Raw genomic sequence first — 18,787 nt, 5'->3', positions numbered from 1 at the left:
TAGAGCATTTCTGTCAGGAGAGAAATCCGCGTGCCCGCGGCAGGGTGGCACCGCCACGGCGGGATCCTACGCCGTCCCGCCATCCGGGGCGCAGGCCTTGGAGACGCGTGCGGCCGAAACGAGCCAGAGGACAAGGCCCATCGCCGCGATGGCACCGAGGACGAGGTAGGCGGCGGAAAAGCCCCAGGTCGCCGCGACATAGCCGGCCAGCGAGGGGCTCAGCGATGCGCCGATTCCCTGCACCGTCATCACCGCGCCGAGGCCCGCATTGACGTGGCCGGTGCCGCGCAGGATCCGCGCGACGAGGCCGGGGACCGCGACGCCGAGGAGGCCTGCCCCGACGCCGTCGAGCATCTGGATCGGCAGCACCGCATAAGGGTGGACCCAGAGCCCGGCGATCAGCGCACGGACGGGCATGGCGACCAGCGCGGCGACGAGAAGGAGATAGTAGCCGCGCTTGCCGGCAATACTGGCGGCCAATAGCGCCATCGGGATCATCGTCAGCTGGGCGATGATGATCGTCATCGAGGTGTAGACGGCCGGGTTCATCAGGAAGGACGCCTCTCCGGTGTCCGCAATGCCGGCGGCAGCGACCTGCTGGCCAAGCAGCGGCAGCAGCGCCCCGTTGCCAAAATGAAAGAGCAGCAGCGTTGCCGCGAGGATGAGCAGCGGCGCCGAGCGGAAGAGGATGGCGAAGCTCGACGGCTCCTCCCGCCTCTCGTCCGCCTTGCGCTCGAGGCCGCGGGCGGCGTCGTGGTCGATGTCCCCCGGACGGATCATCAGGACGGCAAGGATCGAGAAGGCGGCCATGACCGTCATCAGGACGAAGACGGCGGTCAGCCCGTATTCATAGGCAAAGAAGCCGGCGCCTGCCGCGGCGAAGACGTTGCCGCCATGGTTCCAGGCCTCGTTCCGGCCGAGCTGGTGGGCGAGGCCCTTCTGTCCGACGATACCGAGCGTCAGGCTGGCGATGGCCGGGCCGATCGCTGCGCCCGCGACACCGGTGGCGATCTGGGAGGCGGCGACCAGCGGCACGCTGGGAAGAAACAGGATCACCAGCGAGGCGACGATCACGAGGACGGCGCAGAAGGCGACAATGAAGCGCTTGGCGCGGCTGACATCGGCGAGAATGCCAAGCGGGGTCGTCGCCAGCATGCCGGCGAGGCCGCCGATGGTGAGGACATAGCCGATCGTATCGGTGCCCCAGCCCTGCCCGATCAGGAAGACGCCGAGGAACGGTCCGAGCCCGTCGCGAACGTCGGCGAGGAAGAAGTTCACGGCGCTGAGCGCCTTCACCGACCGCGATGCTTTGGGACGTTCGACACGCCCGCCCGGTTCCAGGGCAATGCTGCTCATGCAAATTCTCCGGCGGCGCGGGCAAGGATTGGGGAGACGTTCACGGCACGGTTACCGGGTCGATCAAATCGCGCCGCCCGATTTCGGGCAGCAGGGTGGGAAGCGGATGCGACGCGGCGGTCGGGGCATTCGCCCTCGGCCCGAAACGCCGTCCGAAGCAGGCGGGGAGCGTTGGGAACCCAGTGTCCGAAAGTCGTCGAAGCAGCGGCCCCGGCGAGCGCCCGGAGCGTCGGGAGGGATAGTCCGGGCGTCTTACGCCAGCCTCTCCACCGTTGCCTCATCCTCGATGCCCGCGAAATATTCTGCAAGAGCGGCGGAGAAGTCGGGGCCGGCGCCGGGCACCCTGGCAAACAGCGTCATCGACGAGTGGAACTTCATGTTGTCCGGCGAGCCGAAGATCTCGTCGACACTCCGCCCGTCGATCCGGTTGACCAGCCGGGTGCATTCCAGCAACCGGGGGCCGAGCACCTCGTGAGAAAGGTAGGCATGCGCCTCGTCGAGCGAGCCGAGCGCGTAGGCCCTCGCCATCTCGCTCCGGCCGAGGCCGGCGATTTGCGGGAAGACGAACCACATCCAGTGGCTTTGCTTCCTTCCTCGCGCGAGTTCCTCTCGCACCCGATCGAAGATCGGATCCTGTGCCGCGACGAAGCGGTCAAGCCTATAGGCGTCCATCAGCCGAGGTCTCCGGTGGCAGAAGGTCGAAAACGGCCCCCCGTCGCATCTCGGGTCCCGGCCAAAGACACGGCGAGATGCCGAAGGCTGATGGGTCGCAGAGCCGGGACGGGCAGCGGTGCCCTAACGTCCGGCTTCGTCGATTCGATCCCCGGCGGAATCAGCCTGCGTCAGCATCGGGGACTCCCGAAAGCGGAAATACCGCGCTAAGCGCGACCGGGCAAAGGATGAAGGGGCAGACTTTGCGAGGCCTGACGTCGCCGGATCGGCGTCAAGCGAGCGATTTCAGGCGGTAGAGCACCTCGAGCGCCTCGCGCGGGCTCATCTCGTCGGGATGGATCTCGGCCAGCATCGCCAGCGCGGGCGACGCCTCCGCCGGCTTGTCCGCCGGGCGCCGGGCGAGCGCGGCAAACAGCGGCAGGTCGTCGATGAAGGCGGTGCGCTTCTCGCCCTGCTCGCCCTTTTCCAGTTCGGCCAGGACCTGCCGGGCGCGTTCGATCACCGAGGCGGGCAGGCCGGCGAGCTTGGCAACCTGCACGCCGTAGGAGCGATCGGCGACGCCGGGCCGCACCTCGTGCAGAAAGATCACCTCTCCCTCCCATTCCTTCACCCGCATGGTGGCGTTCTTCAAGCGGCTAAGGCGCGCCGAGAGCGCCGTCATCTCGTGAAAGTGCGTGGCAAACAGCGCCCGGCAGCGGTTGACCTCGTGCAGGTGCTCGACCGAGGCGAAGGCGATCGACAGGCCGTCATAGGTCGCGGTGCCCCGACCGATCTCGTCGAGGATGACGAGCGTCGTCGGTCCGGCCTGATTGAGGATCGCCGCCGTCTCGACCATCTCGACCATGAAGGTCGAGCGCCCCTCGGCCAGATCGTCGGAGGCGCCGACGCGCGAAAAGAGGCGCTCGACGACGCCGATATGGGCCGATGCCGCCGGCACGTAGGCGCCGGCCTGGGCGAGCACCGCGATCAGTGCGTTCTGGCGCAGAAAGGTCGACTTGCCGCCCATGTTCGGGCCGGTCAGGAGCCAGATCGCGCCGGCCTTGCCGGCGCCGGTCGGCGGCGAGAGATCGCAGTCGTTGGCGACGAAAGGCGTGCCCGAGCCGGCCTTCAGCGCAGCTTCCACCACGGGATGGCGGCCGCCCTCGATGACGAAGGCGAGGCTGTCGTCGACCTCGGGCCGCGACCAGTTCTCGGCGACCGCCAGTTCCGCCAGTGCTGCCGCGACGTCGATGACGGCCAGCGCCGCAGCGCCCGCCTGCAGCGCCCCGGCCGCCGCCACGACGGCGCCCGCCGCAGCCTCGAAGGCGCCGAGTTCCAGCGCCAGCGCGTCGCTCGCCGCCCCGGCGATGCGGCTTTCGAGATCCGACAGCTCCAGCGTCGAGAAGCGCATGCAGTTGGCCATGGTCTGGCGGTGCTGGAATTCGGCCCTGAGGGCATCGCTTCCCTGCAGCGCCGCCGCCTGGCCCTCGGCCACCTCGACGAAGTAGCCAAGGACGTTGTTGTGCTTGATCCGGAGATTGCGGACCCCGGTCTCGCCGGCATACCGCGCCTGCAGTTCGGCGATGACCTGACGCGAATGGTCGCGCAGGGCGCGGGCGGCATCCAGCGCCTCGATCGCGCCGTCGCGCACGAATCCGCCATCGCGTTTCTGGAGGGGCGCGGGATCGGCCAGCATCGCCGTCAGATCCGCCGCCATCGCCATGGGCAGGGATCGCAGGCCGGCGACGGCCTCCAGGAGTTCCGCCGGCAATTCGGTACCGGCGAGGAGCGCCTCGATCTCGGCCGCCACCATCAGGCCGTCGCGGACGGCGGCGAGGTCGCGCGGACCGGCGCGCCCCAGCGACAGCCGCGACAGCGCCCGCTCGGTGTCGGGCAGTCGTTTCAGGCGCTGGCGCAAGTTTTCGCGCAGGGCGCCGTCGGCGACGAAGCAGGCGACCCCATCGTGCCGCCGCCGGATCGCGGCAGGCTGGGTCAAAGGGCTGGCGAGGCGCTGGGCGAGGAGGCGCGAGCCGGCGCCCGTGGCCGTGCGGTCGATGGTGGCGAGGAGGCTGCCCTTGCGCTGGCCATCGCCGGTGCGCGTGAGTTCGAGGCTTGCCCGCGTCGCCGGGTCGATCAGCATGATCGCGCCGCTCTCCAGGCGTGTCGGACGAGCAAGGGCCGGCCGCGCGGCGAACTGCGTCTTGGTCAGATAGGAGAGGAGGGCCGCGGCAGCGGAGAGCTCCGCCCGGCCGAATCCGCCAAAGCCTTCGAGAGTGGCGACGTCGTAGAAGCGGCAGAGCCGGGCTGCCGCCGTCGCGCCGTCGAAGAGCACGGCCGGCTCGGGCCGCGCGAGGGGCCCCAGCCGCTGGAAGACGGGCTTCAGCACGGCGTCGTGAAACACCGTGTCGGCGACGACGATCTCGGAGGGCTCGATCGCCTGGATGTCGGTGAGGAGCTGGCCGGCCGACGTCGTCTTGACAGAGAATTGACCGGTCGAGAGATCCGCCCAGGCCAGCGCAAACTCCGCCTGCAGACCCGAGCCGCCAAGGCGGGACAGGCTCATCAGAAAATTCGGGCGGCCGGGATCGAGCAGCCGCTCCTCGGTGATCGTGCCGGGGGTGACGAGGCGCACGACGTCGCGTCGCACCACCGACTTGCCGCCGCGCTTCTTAGCCTCGGCGGGATCCTCGATCTGCTCGCAGACGGCGACCCGGTGGCCCAGGCCGATCAGCTTCTGCAGATAGTCGTCGGCGGCCACCACCGGCACGCCGGCCATCGGAATGTCGTCGCCCAGATGCTTGCCGCGCTTCGTCAGCGTGATGCCCAGGGCGCGCGAGGCGATGGCCGCGTCGTCGAAGAACAGCTCGTAGAAGTCGCCCATCCGGTAGAACAGGAGGCAATCGGGATTGGCCGCCTTGATCTCGATATATTGCGCCATCATCGGCGTCGGGCCGCTCTCCGGTTCTCCCCTCGTCACAGCGATCGATCGTCTCCCGCATTCGGCCGGCCCGCTGATGCGAGGCCGCCCCTTCAGCCTATCGGCATAGCGGCAGCGACGGCCGGGGAAAAGGGGCTTGGACCGCCTGTCCACCGGCGCTTTGGCCCTCCGGCAGATGCGGACCTGCAACAGGCCGGCGACGATTCGCACTGCAGCATGAGGATTGCGGCCCGGCCAAAAATTTGGCATTACATTGCAAGGATCGCATACCCATGTCTGCGGTGGACACGGACGGCCAGCCTGGCCGGATGTCCAAATGCGAGGATTGCATGAACCATCGTCGGTCGCGGCCCCTCTTCACGGCGGCGCTCCTGATTGCCGCCAGCCTCGCTCCGGGCCTCGCAACGGCCGCGGATACGCCGGTGAACGTCTATCAGTTCGCCGTCGACAATCCCGTCGACGATTCCCGGCTCCCCGTCGCGCCCACACTCGGCGAGACCGTGCCGCAGTCGATCAGTCTCGTGCCCCTCCAGGGCGAGGCGACCTACGCCTACTTTTACTACAATGGCCACCCGGTGATCGTCGACACGAGCACCCGCAGCGTCGTGCGCGTCGGGAAGTAGGGCGCCAAGTCACACTCCTGCGGCCCGCTTGATGCCGTTCCGGGCTATTGTGTCCCGAAACGGCAACGCCTCCTCGAAGCCTCGCGATGCGCCGGATACGCCTTTCAGGCGACGAAGCGCGAGTCCGCGCCGTAATATTCGACGTAGCGCGGGTGGATGTTGCTCACCGGAAGGACCACGAGCACGTCCGTCGTGCCGAACTGGTAGTCGACGACCGCGTCCGCGCCGATATAGCCGCCGATGCGCAGATACCCTTTCAGGAGCGGCGGCAGGGCTGCGAGCGCGCGGCGGGGATCGGCCTCGCCGGTGACGTTCTCGCCGCGCAGGACGCCCCTGCGCGGCTGCGCCCTCACCTGCCATTCGGCGGGAGCGGCGGCGTGCGTCTTCAGGAAGGCCAACGGCAGTTCGACGGCCTTGAGATCGGTGCCGGCGAGCGAGGCGCAGCCGAACAGGACGTCGATGCGGTGCTGCTGGACATAGGCCCAGATCCCCTGCCAGAGCAGCTCGACGCTGCGCTTGCCGCGATACTCCTTGAGGACGCAGGAGCGGCCGAGCTCGAGAAAGCGCTTGCGGGGATGGCGCGCCAGCAGCGAGGCGATATCGAATTCCTGGGCGGTGTAGAAGCTGCCGGCCATCTCGGCGCCCTCCTGCCGCATCAGGCGGTAGGTGCCGACGATCTGGTTGCCGAGCGAGCCGCCGCGGGCGCGATCGATCACCAGGAGATGGTCGCAGTAGCGGTCGAACCCGTCCTTGTCGCGGCGCGTCAGCTTCTGCAGCCGCGACGGCTGCGCCGACATCTCCTCGTAGAACACGCGGTAGCGCAGCTGCTGGGCCGCCTTCACCTCGTCGCGCGAGCGGGCCAGACGCACTTCGAGCTGTCCGAGACGGCCGAGCACCTGCCCGTTGACGTCGAAGCGGCCCTTCATCCGGCGAACCGGCGCGGGAACGAACGCCTTCACCGCGGCACCGAAGGGATTGGGCGCGCGGACGACCGGTGCCTCTTCCGCCATCCTCGATAGGTTCATGAACCCTCCCCGCGTCAGACGCGTGCGACACGTCATCATCTTACCGGAATTATAATCTTTGCGCGACGCTTTCGTGACGAGCACCCTGCCTCGTGGCGGCCGCTGACGGCTCCGCCAGCCGGCAATGCGTTTTCAAGCCTGCCACACCGTCACATGGTGACGACCAGACGGCCGCGCACCTTGCCGTCGACGATCTGGGCCGCGGCGGCGACGATATCGTCAAATCCGATCTCGGTCGTGAGCGCCCGCAGCCTGTCCAGATCGAGATCCGTCGCCAGGCGCTGCCAGGCGCCCAGCCGGCGCGGCTTCGGCGCCATCACCGAATCGATGCCGATCAGCGATACGCCGCGCAGGATGAAGGGCGCGACGGAGGCCGGCAGGTCCATGCCCTGAGCGAGGCCGCAACAGGCGACGGCGCCGTGATATTTCGTCTGCGCAAGAACATTGGCGAGCGTGTGGCTGCCGACGGCGTCGACCCCTGCGGCCCAGCGCTCCCTGGCGAGCGGCTTGCCGGGACCGGACAGTTCGGCCCGGTCGATGATCTCGGCGGCGCCGAGACGCTTCAGATAGTCGGTCTCCTCCGTCCGTCCGGTCGAGGCGACGACGTGCCAGCCAAGGCTGGCAAGGAGGGACACCGCGACCGAGCCGACGCCGCCGGCAGCGCCCGTGACGATCACCGGGCCGTCGGCCGGCGTGACGCCCGCCGCCTCGATCGCCATCACGCTCAGCATCGCGGTGTAGCCGGCGGTGCCGATGGCCATGGCGTCCTTCGCCGAAAAAGCGTCCGGCAGGGGCACGAGCCAGTCGCCGCTGACGCGGGCCCGGCCGGCAAAGGCGCCATAATGCACCTCACCGACGCCCCAGCCGTTCAGCACCACCTTGTCGCCGGCCCGCCAGCTTGCATGCGTCGACGTCAGCACCGTGCCGGCAAGGTCGACGCCCGGGATCATGGGCCAGCGGCGCACCACGGGCCCCCTGCCGGTGATCGCCAGGCCGTCCTTGTAGTTCACCGTCGTCGCCTCGACCGCGATGTCGACGTCGCCGTCCATCAGCTGGTCCGGCGTCATGTCCACGGTCTCGACGCGCTGCCGCTTGTCGGCGTCGCGCGAGATCAGGATCGCCTTGAAGGTCTCGCTCATGGTCTCGCTCCTTCTGTCCGCCGCCGGAAAACGTCCGGCCCTTCAGTCCGTCCCGGACCCGGAATTTTCGGGGCCGACCGCCTTTTTCTCGCGTCGGCCGAGCAGGAGTTCGTCGGCGACGATCACCACGGCACCGACCGAGATGCAGGCATCGGCGAGGTTGAACACGGCGAACGACCAGACCGGGGTATGAAAGAGAACGTAGTCGGTGACGTAGCCGAGGCGGACACGGTCGATCAGATTGCCGATGGCGCCGCCGACGATGATGGCGAAGGCAAAATGCGTCAACCGCCGGTCGGCCGGCGTCTTCCACCAGAGCCAGAAGACGAAGGCGAGGACGACCACTGCCATCAGCGCCAGAGCGAGATCGGCAGACCCGGCAAACATCGAAAAGGCGATGCCCTCGTTGCGCGCGTGGTAGAGCGCGAGGAACGGCAGGATCTCGATCGCGCCGCCGAGTTCCATGGTCGCCACGACCACGGCCTTGATCGCCTGGTCGGCGACGACGGTGAGGAGGATCACCAGAGCGGCGACGATCCTCGGGTTCACAGCGTCAGTGCCTTGCGCCGGACCTCGAACAGCATCACGCCGGTGGCGATGGCAAGGTTCAGGCTGTCGGCGCGGCCGGCCTGGGGAATGCGCAGGAGAACGTCGCAGGCCTTGGCGAGCGGCTCGGACAGGCCGGCCTGCTCGTTGCCCATCAGGAGCAAGGTCGGCTTTCCCGCATAGTCCGGCGTGCGGTAGTCGGTCGTGCCGGCCATGTGCGTGCCGGCGACGAGGCCGCGGAATTTTGTGCGCCAGCCGAGCAATTGGCCCTCGCTGGCACGCACGATCGGCACGGCGAAGATCGAGCCCATGGTGGCGCGCACGGTCTCCAGCGAGAAGGGATCGACGCAGTCCCCGACGAGGACGACGCCCTTGGCGCCGACGGCATCGGCGGTGCGCAGGATGGTGCCGAGATTGCCGGGGTCGCGGACGCGGTCGAGGGCGACGATCACGCCGTCCTTGCCGAGGTCGAGCTTGTCGAGCGTCACCGTCTTCTGCCGGAAGACGCCGATGGCGCTTTGCGGATTGTCGCGCCGGGTAATGACGCCGAGCACCTTTTCGGAGGCTTCGACGACGTCGGCGCCGAGCGCGACGGTGCGGGCGGCGGTCTGGGTCAGCAGCGGATTGTGCAGCTGGGATTTGGCCACCACCAGCGTCTCGATCGCCCAGCCGGCGTCGAGCGCGTCGATGACGAGCTTCAGCCCTTCGGCGATGAAGAGGCCCGTCTCCTCGCGGTGCTTCTTCAGGCCGAGCGCGCGGATGTCCTTGATGATCGGGTTGGAGACGCTGGAAAGGTCCTTGACCCTTCCGGGCGCGGCCAGATCCGGGCGCTTCGCCGGCCGCGGGCTGTTGTCGTCGAAATCGTCGGCCATGTCAGGGAATCCAGCGCGAGAAGAGCGAGGTGGAGAGGCAGCGGGCTTCCGCGCCGGCCTCGCGGATGACGAGTTCGCCCGATTCCACCGTGCCGCCCCTGCCGCGCAGCGTCTCGGTCATCAGCGCCTGCAGCGAATAGAAGGAGGAGCGGATGGAATAGGCGGTGAGGATGAGCGCCAGCGGCCTTTCGGACAGGAGGTCGCGGCAGAGGTCGAGGAGATAGGGCAGATCGTCGAGGAGTTGCCAGACCTCGCCTTTCGGTCCCCGGCCAAAGCGCGGCGGATCGAGCAGCACGATATCGTAGCGGCTGCCGCGCTTCACCTCGCGCTCGGCATAGCGCACCGCGTCCTCGCAGATCCAGCGGATCGGCGCCTCGTTGAGGCCGGCCAGTTCCTGGTTCTCTCTCGCCCAGAGGATCGCCTTCTTCGAGGCGTCGACATGCGTCACCTCGGCGCCGGCGCGGGCGGCCAGCAGCGAGGCGAGGCCGGTATAGCCGAAGAGATTCAGGACCCGGACGGGTCGTTTCGCAGCCGAAATGGCATCGGTGACGAAAGCCCAGTGTCCCGCCTGTTCGGGGAAGACGCCGGTATGGCGGTAGGAGGTGAAGCGGCCGAGATAGGACAGGCCCCTGTGCTGCAGCGGCCAGGTCTCGCCGAGCGGCACTTTCGGAAAGCGCCAGCGGCCAAGACCCTCCTCGTCGGTGTCGCCGGTGAAGATCGCGTCGGCCGCCTCCCAGGCGGCATCGGGCAGGCGCTTGCTCCAGATCGCCTGATTTTCCGGGCGGCGCACCGTCAGCGGGCCGTAGCGCTCGAGCTTTTCCCCCGCGCCCGAATCGAGAAGCGCATAGTCGGCGTCGGGCTCGACCGTCAGGATCACCGGCAGGCGCTCCGCCGGCCGCGCACCCTCGCGCCTCGGCGGCGCCGGGCGGGCACCGGAGACGGGTACCTCGGTCGAGGAATGGGAGATGTCCGCCGGACCTGTCTGAGGTCTTGGCGAGGTGTCCTTGCGGGGACGCCGCGATCCGCTCAACGGGTTGGTTCCTTGCCGATGCTCATGGTCATTTCCGCTCTCTAGCCGTTTGGTTTGCGCTTGGCAAAACCGGCAAAATCCTCAAGGTGGCTTCGGGCAAGGCCGGATCTGCTTCGGCCCCCGCGATATCGGGAGGACACAGATGGATCTCAGAGGCGAATACAGGCTGCCGGCGCCACGGCAGGCGGTGTGGGAAGCACTGAACGACCCGGCCGTTCTCAAGGCGTGCATCCCCGGCTGCGAAGCCCTCGAAATGACCGGCGACAACAGCATGGCGGCAACCGTCGTCGCCAAGGTCGGCCCGGTCAAGGCGAAATTCAATGGCGAGGTGCGGCTCGAAAACGTCAATGCGCCGGAGAGCTATTCGATCGTCGGCGAGGGCAAGGGCGGCATTGCTGGCTTTGCCAAGGGCGGCGCCGACGTTCATCTGGCCGAGGACGGGTCCGAAACGATCCTCACCTACAAGGTCGACGCGCAGGTCGGCGGCAAGATCGCCCAGCTCGGCGGCCGCCTGATCGAATCCACGACGAAGAAGCTCGCCGGCCAGTTCTTCGACAATTTCGCCGCCCATCTTTCGGGGGGCGCGGCAGCGGCTGCGGGGACGACAGAGGCCGTCTGAGGGCAGGTCGCCCGGAGTCAACGCGGCGGCGACGCCCCTTCCTCGCTCCTCCGGGGAGAGCTGGCCGGCAGGCCCGCGAGCGGCCTGACGGTTCCAAGGGTCGATGATACGGCGCTTGGCGTCTCTAGATGGAGACGGCTGCCACTCATCCCGCTGCCGCACCTTCTCACCAGAGGGGAGAAGAAGCAGCGTCGGCGTTCCGCCTTGAAGCTCTCAGGCCGCGCGCGGCGCCGCGAGCGCGGTCGAGGCCGGCGTCGCCGCCTTTTCCTCGCGCAAGAGGCGCAGGTTGGCCTTGGCCTCGTCGGCCTCGCGCCGCAGCCGCTCCACCTCGTTGCGGCGCTTCCAGGCCTTGCGGCGGTAGTGCGACTGCGTGAGCCACGTACCGATGCCGCCGAGGATCACGCCGGTGATGAGAGCGCCCATGAGAACGATGAACAAGGGCAGCGCAAAGGTGAACTGCGGCATCGTGCCGAAGGGATCGAGCGAGACGCTGACGGGCGCCCGGTTGGCGACGCAGAACACCACGAGAAGGATGGCCAGCGGCACGAGGATCACGAAGGACAGGATTCTGGAGATCATCGTCGGGCCCTTGGCTAAGTTCGACCGGGTGACCCCGATCCTTCATCCATCACGTCTTCGATATGGCAGCGCCGCGCCCGGGGTCAATCGCATCGCGCATCATCGGCAGCGCGACCGGCCCGAAATGCCAGCCCGAGCCGGATCGAATGATGCGATGCTTCGGGCGGAGCCGAGGGAGAAGGCCGGGTCTCGTGAGGAACCAGCCGCTGCGCTCCCGCTCAGCCCGCGTCGTTCAGACGCTCGCGCAATTCCTTGCCCGCCTTGAAGAAGGGTACCCACTTCTCCTCGACGTCGACCGACTCGCCGGTGCGCGGATTGCGGCCGGCGCGCGGCGGACGGTTCTTCACGGAAAAGGCGCCGAAGCCACGCAGTTCGACGCGGTTGCTGTCGCAAAGCGCATCGGTGATCTCGTCGAAGATGGCGTTGACGATGGTCTCGACGTCGCGCTGGTAGAGATGCGGATTGCGGCTCGCGATGATCTGCACGAGTTCGGATTTAATCACGGCAATGAGCTCCGTTCGGGTCTGGGCTGTCGTCGCGGTGGCAAAAAAGGCTCGAGCCTTCGGCCAAGGCATCGAGGCGACGGCTGTCGGAAGACTGGCCAGGCAGAAAACTGTCAAGTCGGACGACTGTAAGGGAAAGACGGTCGAGAGATCAATATACTACGCCGGGCATCCGATCATCGTCCGGCGGCACACCCCTTCGCCTGTCTGCTTCTAGCGCGGCTGCCAGAGCGACACCAGGCCGCCTCCCCGGCCGCCGGCGCCGAAGAGCGCTTCGGGAAGCGTTTCGGCGCGGGGATCGAGCCCGAGGCTGGCAAAGGCGAAAGCCCTCGCGTCGGCAAAGATCGACCAGCCGAGTCCCCCGTCCTCCTCGGGCTTGCGCTCGATGATCGGCAGGCCCTTCTCGATCCGGCGCGTCTCCTCGAGCCAACGGCGCACCTCCGGCTCGCCGCCAAGACCGTCGACGAGGCGATTGGCCAGGGCCTGCCGGCCGCTAAACACCGAGCCGTCGGCAAGCCGCCTTGCCTCGGCGGCGTCGAAGGGACGGCGCGCATCAACGAGGGCGACGAACCACTCGTAGGTGTCCATCACCAGCCGGCCGATCATGTCCTTGGCTTCCTGCGGTGCCGGATTGAAGGGCGAAGGCTCGGCCTTCATCGGCGAGGACTTGATCGCGTTTACCGTGACGCCGACAGTGTCGAGCAGCACCGAGGCATCGACATACTGGAAGATCACGCCGATCGAGCCGATGATCGAGGTTTCGTGGGCGACGATATGGTCGGAGGCGATGGCGAGCATATAGGCAGCGGAGGCGGCCAGCGTTCCGACATCGGCCGCCAGCGGCTTCACCTCGGCAATGGACCGGGCAGCCTTGTAAAGCGTCTCGCCGCCGACGGTGGTGCCGCCGGCACTGTCGATCTGAAGGATCACCGCCTTGACCGAGGCGTCGTCCTTCAGGTCGGCGAGAAGGTCGAGCAGCTTCTCGTCCTCGGTGATCAGGCCCTCGACGCGGACCATGGCGATGCTGTCGCCGCGCGTGCCCTTCCCCTGCGCCGACCAGAGCGCCAGGGGCAGGCCGATCACCACGAGGCCGACGAGGAGAATCGCCATGCCGCGCCAGAAGCCCAGCTTGCGGCGCAGGCGCCGACGGTCGATCAGGTCCTGTGCATTGCCCACTTCAGATCCACCGTTATGATTTCCTAACCATCGAGCGATAGACTCTCTGCGTGGTCTTGCCAAGTTGAGCACAAGTTGAGCATCGGCCGCCCCACTGCACACCTTTTTCCACGCCGAAATTTCCCCATATTGGACAGATAGGCAACAAGTTGGACGGGCGGCTTCGCGGGCTAGAGGGTGGGCATTCGCCAGGTCCATCAGCCGCATGCCGCAAATGGTCTAGGGTTCCGGCTTCGCAGCCGCGCTGATCACGTTGTACACCCTCAGGCCAACGAGTTCAGGCTCAGGCCGATGAGTTCAGGACCAAGGTTTGACCGAGACGACAGGACACATGGATCGGGCGATGCGCACGGGCGCGCTCGGCAGTCTGACCGACAACCGCCGCTCCGAGAAGGAGTTCGCCCGGGCACGTCGGCATTCGCGTCTGGTTTCCCTTTTGAAAATCGGCCTGCCGGCGCTGGCAGCGGTGATTGTCGTCGGCGGCATTGCCGTGACCTGGCTGGCGCGGGCGCTGCCGGACGACGTCTCGGTTTCCTCCGCCGGCCTCGAGGATGGGCGCATCGTGATGGAAGACCCGCGCATGTCCGGATATGACAAGAACCAGCGGCCCTATTCGATGGTCGCCGAGCGCGCCATCCAGGCGCTGGACGGCAGCGGCATCGACCTCGAAAAAGTGAAGGCCAATATCACCATCTCCGACAACGCCACCGCCGACGTCACGGCGACACGGGGACATTACGACCCGAAATCCCAGCAGTTGCGGCTCTATGAGGACGTCCAGGTCAAGACCAGCAGCGGCATGTCGATCAGTCTCAGCGACGCTCAGATCGACATGGCCAGCGGCAGCATGGTCGGTGCCGGTCCCGTGAGCATCACCACGCCGAACCAGACGATCGAGTCCGGAAATCTCGATGTGAAGGAGGGCGGCAAGATGCTCAGCTTCGGCGGTCGCGTGAAGATGACCCTCCTGCCCAGCCCGGGCGACACAGCGCAAACAGCCCAACAGGAAAGCAACTGAGCCCATGACTGCACGCCCGCCTCTTGGCTTCGCCTCTTGCCTGGTCCTCGCGACATTGCTGCTCCCCTTGGGTTCGGCGGCCTTCGCCCAGGCTCCGGGAACCTTCACCGGCCTGCAGGTCGGCGGCGACCAGCCGATCGCGATCGAATCCGATCAGCTCGATGTCGACGATTCCAAAGCTGTCGCGACCTTCAGTGGCAATGTATCGGTCGCGCAGGGGCCGACGCTGATGCGCTCGGCCAAGCTCGTCGTCTACTACGTCAAGCCGCCGGCCGGCGGAGAAGCCAAGGCGGCACCGAAGGCTGCGGCGGCCAGCATGCCTGGCGGGAACAATCAGATCGACAGGCTGGAGGCCAGCGGCAAGGTCTATATCAAGTCCGACGATCAGGTCGCGACGGCCGAGACGGCGAAGTTCGACATGAAGACGCAGATCGCCGTCCTCGACGGCAACGTCGTTCTGACCCAGGGCGAAAACATCGCCCGCGGGCCGAGCCTGACCATCCACATGGACACCGGCGTCGCCCAGTTCAGCGGCGGCCGGGTCAAGATGCTGATGGCACCGCAGAGCGATCAGCCCCAACCCTAGACCGCGGCGCCATTCGTGCGGGCCGAGGGCCGTCCTGGCGCACTGTCCGGGATGGTCGAAGGGAGCACGAGCGTCGCGCGACCGACGATACGCCTTGCACGACACGCCCCGCCAGAGACGGATCACCATGACCGAAACGAGCTTCGAAATGCCGACGGCCAGGGCGCCTTTGCCAAGCCGTGTCGGGCCTGCCTCCGGCGCAATGGACCCGGCCGCCTCCAAAGAGGGCACGCTTGTCGCCCGGGGCATCACCAAGGCCTATCGCGGTCGGCGGGTCGTCGACAGCGTTGACGTGCATGTCCGGCGCGGCGAAGCCGTCGGGCTGCTCGGTCCGAACGGCGCCGGCAAGACCACCTGCTTCTACATGATCACCGGGCTCGTCCCGGTCGACGGCGGTCGCATCGAACTCGACGGCCACGACATCACGCAGATCCCGATGTATCGCCGGGCGCGCCTCGGCATCGGCTACCTGCCGCAGGAAGCCTCGATCTTCCGCGGCCTGACCGTCGAGGAGAACATCCGGGCGGTGCTCGAAGTCGTCGAGAACGACAAGCGCGCACGCGAGGACCAGCTGACCGCACTGCTCGAGGAATTCCATATCGAGCATCTGCGGAAGTCGCCGGCGACGGCCCTTTCCGGCGGCGAACGGCGGCGTTGCGAAATTGCCCGGGCGCTTGCCTCGCGGCCGACCTTCATGCTTCTCGACGAGCCTTTTGCCGGCATCGATCCCATCGCGGTCGCCGATATCCAGGGCCTGGTTCGCCATCTCACGCAGCGCGGCATCGGCGTTTTGATCACCGACCACAATGTCCGCGAGACACTCGGGCTGATCGACCGGGCCTACATCATGCATGCCGGCAGCGTGCTGACCCACGGCAATCCGCAGGAAATCGTCGACCATGTGGACGTCCGCCGGTTCTATCTCGGCGACCAGTTCACCTTCTGAGGCATCGCTATCCCACTGCCGGAAAATTGGGCAGATCGGCGACAGGCGCATTGACAAGCAAGTTGCGCACCAGCTTTGATGGAAGGAAGCCGGCCGTGTTTTTAGCCGGACATCCTTTTCGGGATCGGGTCGTTCGCCATCATGCTTTCCGCCAAGCTCCAGATGCGCCAGAGCCAATCGCTGGTCATGACGCCGCAGCTTCTGCAGTCGATCCGGCTGCTGCAGTTCTCGCATCTCGAACTTCAGACCTTCATCGAGACCGAGATGGAGAAGAACCCCCTCATTTCCGTCGCGGAGCCGCGCGAGGGAGAGTCCCGCGCCGAACATGAAGCACCGGCGCTGGTGCCGGATCTGGATGATTCCGCGTTCGACCTTGCCGGGGAACGCGCCGAGATCGCCGGCTTCGACGACGGTTTCGACGGCGGCTTCGGTCCGCAGGCCGCACCCGCGCCTGCCCACGAGGAGCGCCCGACGCTGCCGGCATTGCGTTCGCTTGGGGGCGGTGGTCAGGAGGGCGAATCCTTCATCGAGGCGCTCGCCGAGGGCAAGCCGTCCCTGTTTGCGCATGCCCTTGCCGAGATCCGCCAGGCCATCGCCGATCCGCTCGATCGCAAGATCGCCGAGGCCCTTGTCGAGCAGCTCGACGAGGGGGGCTATCTCCGCATCGACATCGGGACCGTCGCCGCCGAAATCGGCATCGCGCCGGAGCGCCTCATAGCCATCCTCGCTCGCCTCAAGGCCGAGGCCGAACCTGCCGGGCTCTTTGCCTTCGACCTGGCCGACTGTCTCGCCATCCAGCTGCGCCGGCGCAACCGGCTCGACCCGGTGATGCAGATCGTCCTCGACAACCTCGATCTCCTCGCCCGACGTGACTTCCAGGCCCTCAGGCGCCTGACCGGTGAGGACGAAAGCGGCCTCATGGACATTCTGGCGGAAATCCGCCGGCTCGACCCGAAGCCGGGTCAGGACTATGGCTCGGCCGTCGCCGACGTGGTCGTGCCGGACGTCACCGTCGAGGCGGCGCCCGGCGGCGGCTGGCGTATCGAGCTCAATCCGGACGCGCTGCCGCGCGTGCTGGTCGAATCCGACTATGTCAGCCGCATCGCCACAGGGCGGCTCGACAAGCAGGAACAGGCCTTCATCTCGGACTGCCATGCCTCCGCCAACTGGCTGGTGCGTTCCCTTGACCAGCGGGCGCGCACGATCCTCAAGGTCGCCACCGAAATCGTGAAGCACCAGGACGGCTTCCTCAACCACGGCATCAACGCGCTCCGCCCTCTAACGCTGATGATGGTGGCGGAAGCGGTCGGGATGCACGAATCGACCATCAGCCGCGTCACCGCCAACAAATACATCGCCACGCCCCGCGGCACGTTCGAGCTGAAATTCTTCTTCACGGTCGCGATCGCCTCCAGCCACGGCGGGGAGGCGCATTCGGCCGAGACCGTGAAGCACCGGATCCGGTCCATGGTCGACAGCGAAAGCGCCGGTTCCGTCCTTTCCGACGACGACATCGCCGAACGGCTGAAGCGCGAAGGCGTCGACCTCGCGCGGCGGACCGTCGCCAAGTACCGCGAAGGGCTCGGCATCCGCTCCTCCATCCAGCGGCGCCGCGAGATGAAGGCCCGCATGGTTGCCTGCTGAAGGTCCCCTGCCGCCAAGCGAAGCGGGCGGCCGGTGCAGCCAAAACAATTTTCCTCGACGACCGCTCGGCTTGCCCCTCTCGGGATACGCGAGGGGGGGCTTCGCGTTGACAGGAGCGTCGTTCGTTTTTAGAAGCCCACACACCCGGAAGCTGCGGGTCCGCGACGAACGCCGGAGAGATCGCGCGACGAACGGCGCGGCGATTTTTCGGCCAGGACGTGCCGACGGGTGTATCAAGCAAAGGACTGACTTGCGGGAATCACGCGGGTCGCTTGTCCGAGGGAGCTTAAGTCATATGGGTGTTCGGGTTTCGGGCAGACACATGGATGTCGGCGAGGCATTCCGTACGCGGATCGAGGATCGTCTCGGTCAGTCGGTGGGGAAATATTACGACGGAAACTTCAGCGGCACGGTGGTCGTCTCCAAGGAGGGACCGCGGTTCGAGACCGATTGCACGCTGCATCTGGATACCGGCGTCATCTTCCAGGCCGCCGGCATGGCACACGACCCGGAAGCCTCTTTCGCCGACGCCGCCGAGCGCATCGACAAGCGGCTGCGGCGCTACAAGCGGCGGCTGAAGGACCACTATGCCAATGGCAACGGCCAGCAGCGCGACGTCGCCTATACCGTCATGGCCGCGCCGTCGCCCGAGTCGGACGAGGTCGACGAGATGCCGGAGGACTACGCGCCGGCCATCGTGGCCGAGACCTCGCTGAAGGTGGGCGTCATGACCGTCGCGAGTGCCGTCATGGAGCTCGACCGTCGCGACAGCCCGGTCGTCGTCTTCCGCAATGCCGGCAATGGCGAGGTGAACATCGTCTACCGCCGTGCCGACGGCAATTTCGGCTGGGTCGACCCATCGTCCTACAAGCCCGAAGCCTGACCATGGGAACGGGGGGAATGCCTGACACAACGGGCGTTCCCTTCTCCCATCCCGCGATCAACGCGCCGCTCGCCTTTTCCGGCCCATCATCGGCAGGCCGGCCAGGACACGGATTTCCGACTTCATGACATCCAGCCAGACCCTGAAGAACAGCAGCATGGATCTGGGCAGCCTCATCGGTCCGGATTCGATCCTGCCTGCCCTGAAGGCGAACTCCAAGAAACAGGTGCTGCAGGAGCTGGCCGAGTTGGCAGCCAGGAGGACGGGCCTGCCGGAGCGCGAGATCCTCGACAGGGTCATGCAGCGCGAGCGCCTGGGTTCCACCGGCGTCGGCAACGGCATCGCCATTCCGCATGGAAAGATCGAAAACCTGACGAGCCTCGTCGGCGTCTTCGGCCGGCTGTACCATCCCATCGAATTCGATGCCTTGGACGACCAGCCGGTCGACCTCGTCTTCCTGCTGCTCGCACCGGAGGATGCTGGCGCCGATCACCTGAAGGCGCTTTCGAAGATCGCAAGGATGCTGCGCAACAGCGATACGGTGAACCGCCTTCGCGGGGCGCGGGACGCCGAGACGATCTATTCCATCATGACCGAAACGAAGCCGATCGTCGGCTGATCGACCGGACGGGTGCGGTCCAGGCGGCGGGCGC

General features: G+C 67.0%; 19 protein-coding genes. 8 read left to right on the top strand and 11 right to left on the bottom strand.

What is annotated here, in order from left to right; all coding sequences use genetic code 11:
• Positions 1-66 precede the first annotated feature (66 nt).
• From Sa4125_RS23030 to mutS, 3 genes are all read right to left on the bottom strand, one after another.
• On the bottom strand, positions 67-1,356 hold the full coding sequence (locus Sa4125_RS23030) for an MFS transporter (protein ID WP_224002117.1): 1,290 nt from the start codon (positions 1,354-1,356) through the stop codon (positions 67-69).
• A 252-nt stretch (positions 1,357-1,608) separates the two neighbouring features.
• Positions 1,609-2,031, bottom strand: a complete 423-nt coding sequence (locus Sa4125_RS23025) for a DUF1810 domain-containing protein (protein WP_345944345.1) — start codon at positions 2,029-2,031, stop codon at positions 1,609-1,611.
• 268 nt (positions 2,032-2,299) lie between these two features.
• Complete coding sequence (gene mutS, locus Sa4125_RS23020; protein WP_224002113.1) at positions 2,300-4,948, bottom strand: DNA mismatch repair protein MutS; 2,649 nt, start codon at positions 4,946-4,948, stop codon at positions 2,300-2,302.
• Between the two features lie 326 nt (positions 4,949-5,274).
• Between mutS and Sa4125_RS23015 the strand changes: the two genes are divergently transcribed.
• Complete coding sequence (locus tag Sa4125_RS23015; RefSeq protein WP_224002111.1) at positions 5,275-5,568, top strand: DUF1236 domain-containing protein; 294 nt, start codon at positions 5,275-5,277, stop codon at positions 5,566-5,568.
• A 104-nt stretch (positions 5,569-5,672) separates the two neighbouring features.
• Here the strand turns inward: Sa4125_RS23015 and Sa4125_RS23010 are convergent, their stop codons facing one another.
• The 5 genes from Sa4125_RS23010 to Sa4125_RS22990 form a co-directional block, all read right to left on the bottom strand.
• A complete protein-coding gene (locus Sa4125_RS23010; RefSeq protein ID WP_224002109.1) occupies positions 5,673-6,593 on the bottom strand; it encodes a GNAT family N-acyltransferase in 921 nt (306 codons plus the stop codon).
• Positions 6,594-6,742: 149 nt separating this feature from the next.
• On the bottom strand, positions 6,743-7,732 hold the full coding sequence (locus Sa4125_RS23005; protein ID WP_224002108.1) for an MDR family oxidoreductase: 990 nt from the start codon (positions 7,730-7,732) through the stop codon (positions 6,743-6,745).
• 42 nt (positions 7,733-7,774) lie between these two features.
• Positions 7,775-8,281, bottom strand: coding sequence for a signal peptidase II (gene lspA, locus Sa4125_RS23000; RefSeq protein WP_224002106.1), 507 nt, complete (start codon positions 8,279-8,281; stop codon positions 7,775-7,777).
• A complete protein-coding gene (locus Sa4125_RS22995; protein WP_224002104.1) occupies positions 8,278-9,150 on the bottom strand; it encodes an RNA methyltransferase in 873 nt (290 codons plus the stop codon). Before Sa4125_RS22995 ends, lspA begins: the two co-directional genes overlap by 4 nt.
• A gap of 1 nt (position 9,151) precedes the next feature.
• Positions 9,152-10,117, bottom strand: coding sequence for a class I SAM-dependent methyltransferase (locus Sa4125_RS22990; RefSeq protein WP_224008175.1), 966 nt, complete (start codon positions 10,115-10,117; stop codon positions 9,152-9,154).
• A gap of 205 nt (positions 10,118-10,322) precedes the next feature.
• On the opposite strand from Sa4125_RS22990, the gene Sa4125_RS22985 reads away from it, so the two are divergent.
• The gene (locus Sa4125_RS22985; RefSeq protein ID WP_224002102.1) at positions 10,323-10,799 is read left to right on the top strand and encodes a carbon monoxide dehydrogenase subunit G; all 477 of its coding nucleotides are present in this window, start codon (positions 10,323-10,325) and stop codon (positions 10,797-10,799) included.
• Positions 10,800-11,012: 213 nt separating this feature from the next.
• Here Sa4125_RS22985 and Sa4125_RS22980 read toward each other — a convergent pair whose 3' ends face one another.
• The 3 genes from Sa4125_RS22980 to sppA form a co-directional block, all read right to left on the bottom strand.
• Entirely contained in the window at positions 11,013-11,378 is a 366-nt protein-coding gene (locus Sa4125_RS22980) for a LapA family protein (RefSeq protein ID WP_224002100.1), read from the bottom strand.
• A 218-nt stretch (positions 11,379-11,596) separates the two neighbouring features.
• Positions 11,597-11,881 carry an integration host factor subunit beta gene (locus Sa4125_RS22975; RefSeq protein WP_224002098.1) on the bottom strand — a complete coding sequence of 95 codons (285 nt, stop codon included), beginning with the start codon at positions 11,879-11,881 and terminating at the stop codon, positions 11,597-11,599.
• 213 nt (positions 11,882-12,094) lie between these two features.
• A complete protein-coding gene (gene sppA / locus Sa4125_RS22970; protein WP_224002096.1) occupies positions 12,095-13,057 on the bottom strand; it encodes a signal peptide peptidase SppA in 963 nt (320 codons plus the stop codon).
• 310 nt (positions 13,058-13,367) lie between these two features.
• Between sppA and lptC the strand changes: the two genes are divergently transcribed.
• The 6 genes from lptC (at position 13,368) to ptsN (ending at position 18,753) form a co-directional block, all read left to right on the top strand.
• Positions 13,368-14,075, top strand: a complete 708-nt coding sequence (lptC, locus tag Sa4125_RS22965; RefSeq protein WP_224002094.1) for an LPS export ABC transporter periplasmic protein LptC — start codon at positions 13,368-13,370, stop codon at positions 14,073-14,075.
• Between the two features lie 4 nt (positions 14,076-14,079).
• Positions 14,080-14,661, top strand: a complete 582-nt coding sequence (locus Sa4125_RS22960; RefSeq protein ID WP_224002091.1) for an LptA/OstA family protein — start codon at positions 14,080-14,082, stop codon at positions 14,659-14,661.
• A 202-nt stretch (positions 14,662-14,863) separates the two neighbouring features.
• Positions 14,864-15,607, top strand: a complete 744-nt coding sequence (lptB, locus tag Sa4125_RS22955) for an LPS export ABC transporter ATP-binding protein (protein WP_224008172.1) — start codon at positions 14,864-14,866, stop codon at positions 15,605-15,607.
• A 138-nt stretch (positions 15,608-15,745) separates the two neighbouring features.
• The gene (gene rpoN, locus Sa4125_RS22950) at positions 15,746-17,251 is read left to right on the top strand and encodes an RNA polymerase factor sigma-54 (protein WP_224008169.1); all 1,506 of its coding nucleotides are present in this window, start codon (positions 15,746-15,748) and stop codon (positions 17,249-17,251) included.
• Between the two features lie 295 nt (positions 17,252-17,546).
• Positions 17,547-18,134, top strand: coding sequence for a ribosome-associated translation inhibitor RaiA (gene raiA / locus Sa4125_RS22945; protein WP_224002089.1), 588 nt, complete (start codon positions 17,547-17,549; stop codon positions 18,132-18,134).
• A 157-nt stretch (positions 18,135-18,291) separates the two neighbouring features.
• Positions 18,292-18,753, top strand: coding sequence for a PTS IIA-like nitrogen regulatory protein PtsN (gene ptsN, locus Sa4125_RS22940; protein ID WP_224008166.1), 462 nt, complete (start codon positions 18,292-18,294; stop codon positions 18,751-18,753).
• The last annotated feature ends 34 nt before the right edge of the window (positions 18,754-18,787 follow it).

The organism is Aureimonas sp. SA4125 (assembly GCF_019973775.1).
In the GTDB taxonomy this organism is placed as follows: domain Bacteria; phylum Pseudomonadota; class Alphaproteobacteria; order Rhizobiales; family Rhizobiaceae; genus Plantimonas.
The sequence above is the reverse complement of the archived record's forward strand: the minus strand, read 5'-3'. Positions and strand labels throughout refer to the sequence as shown.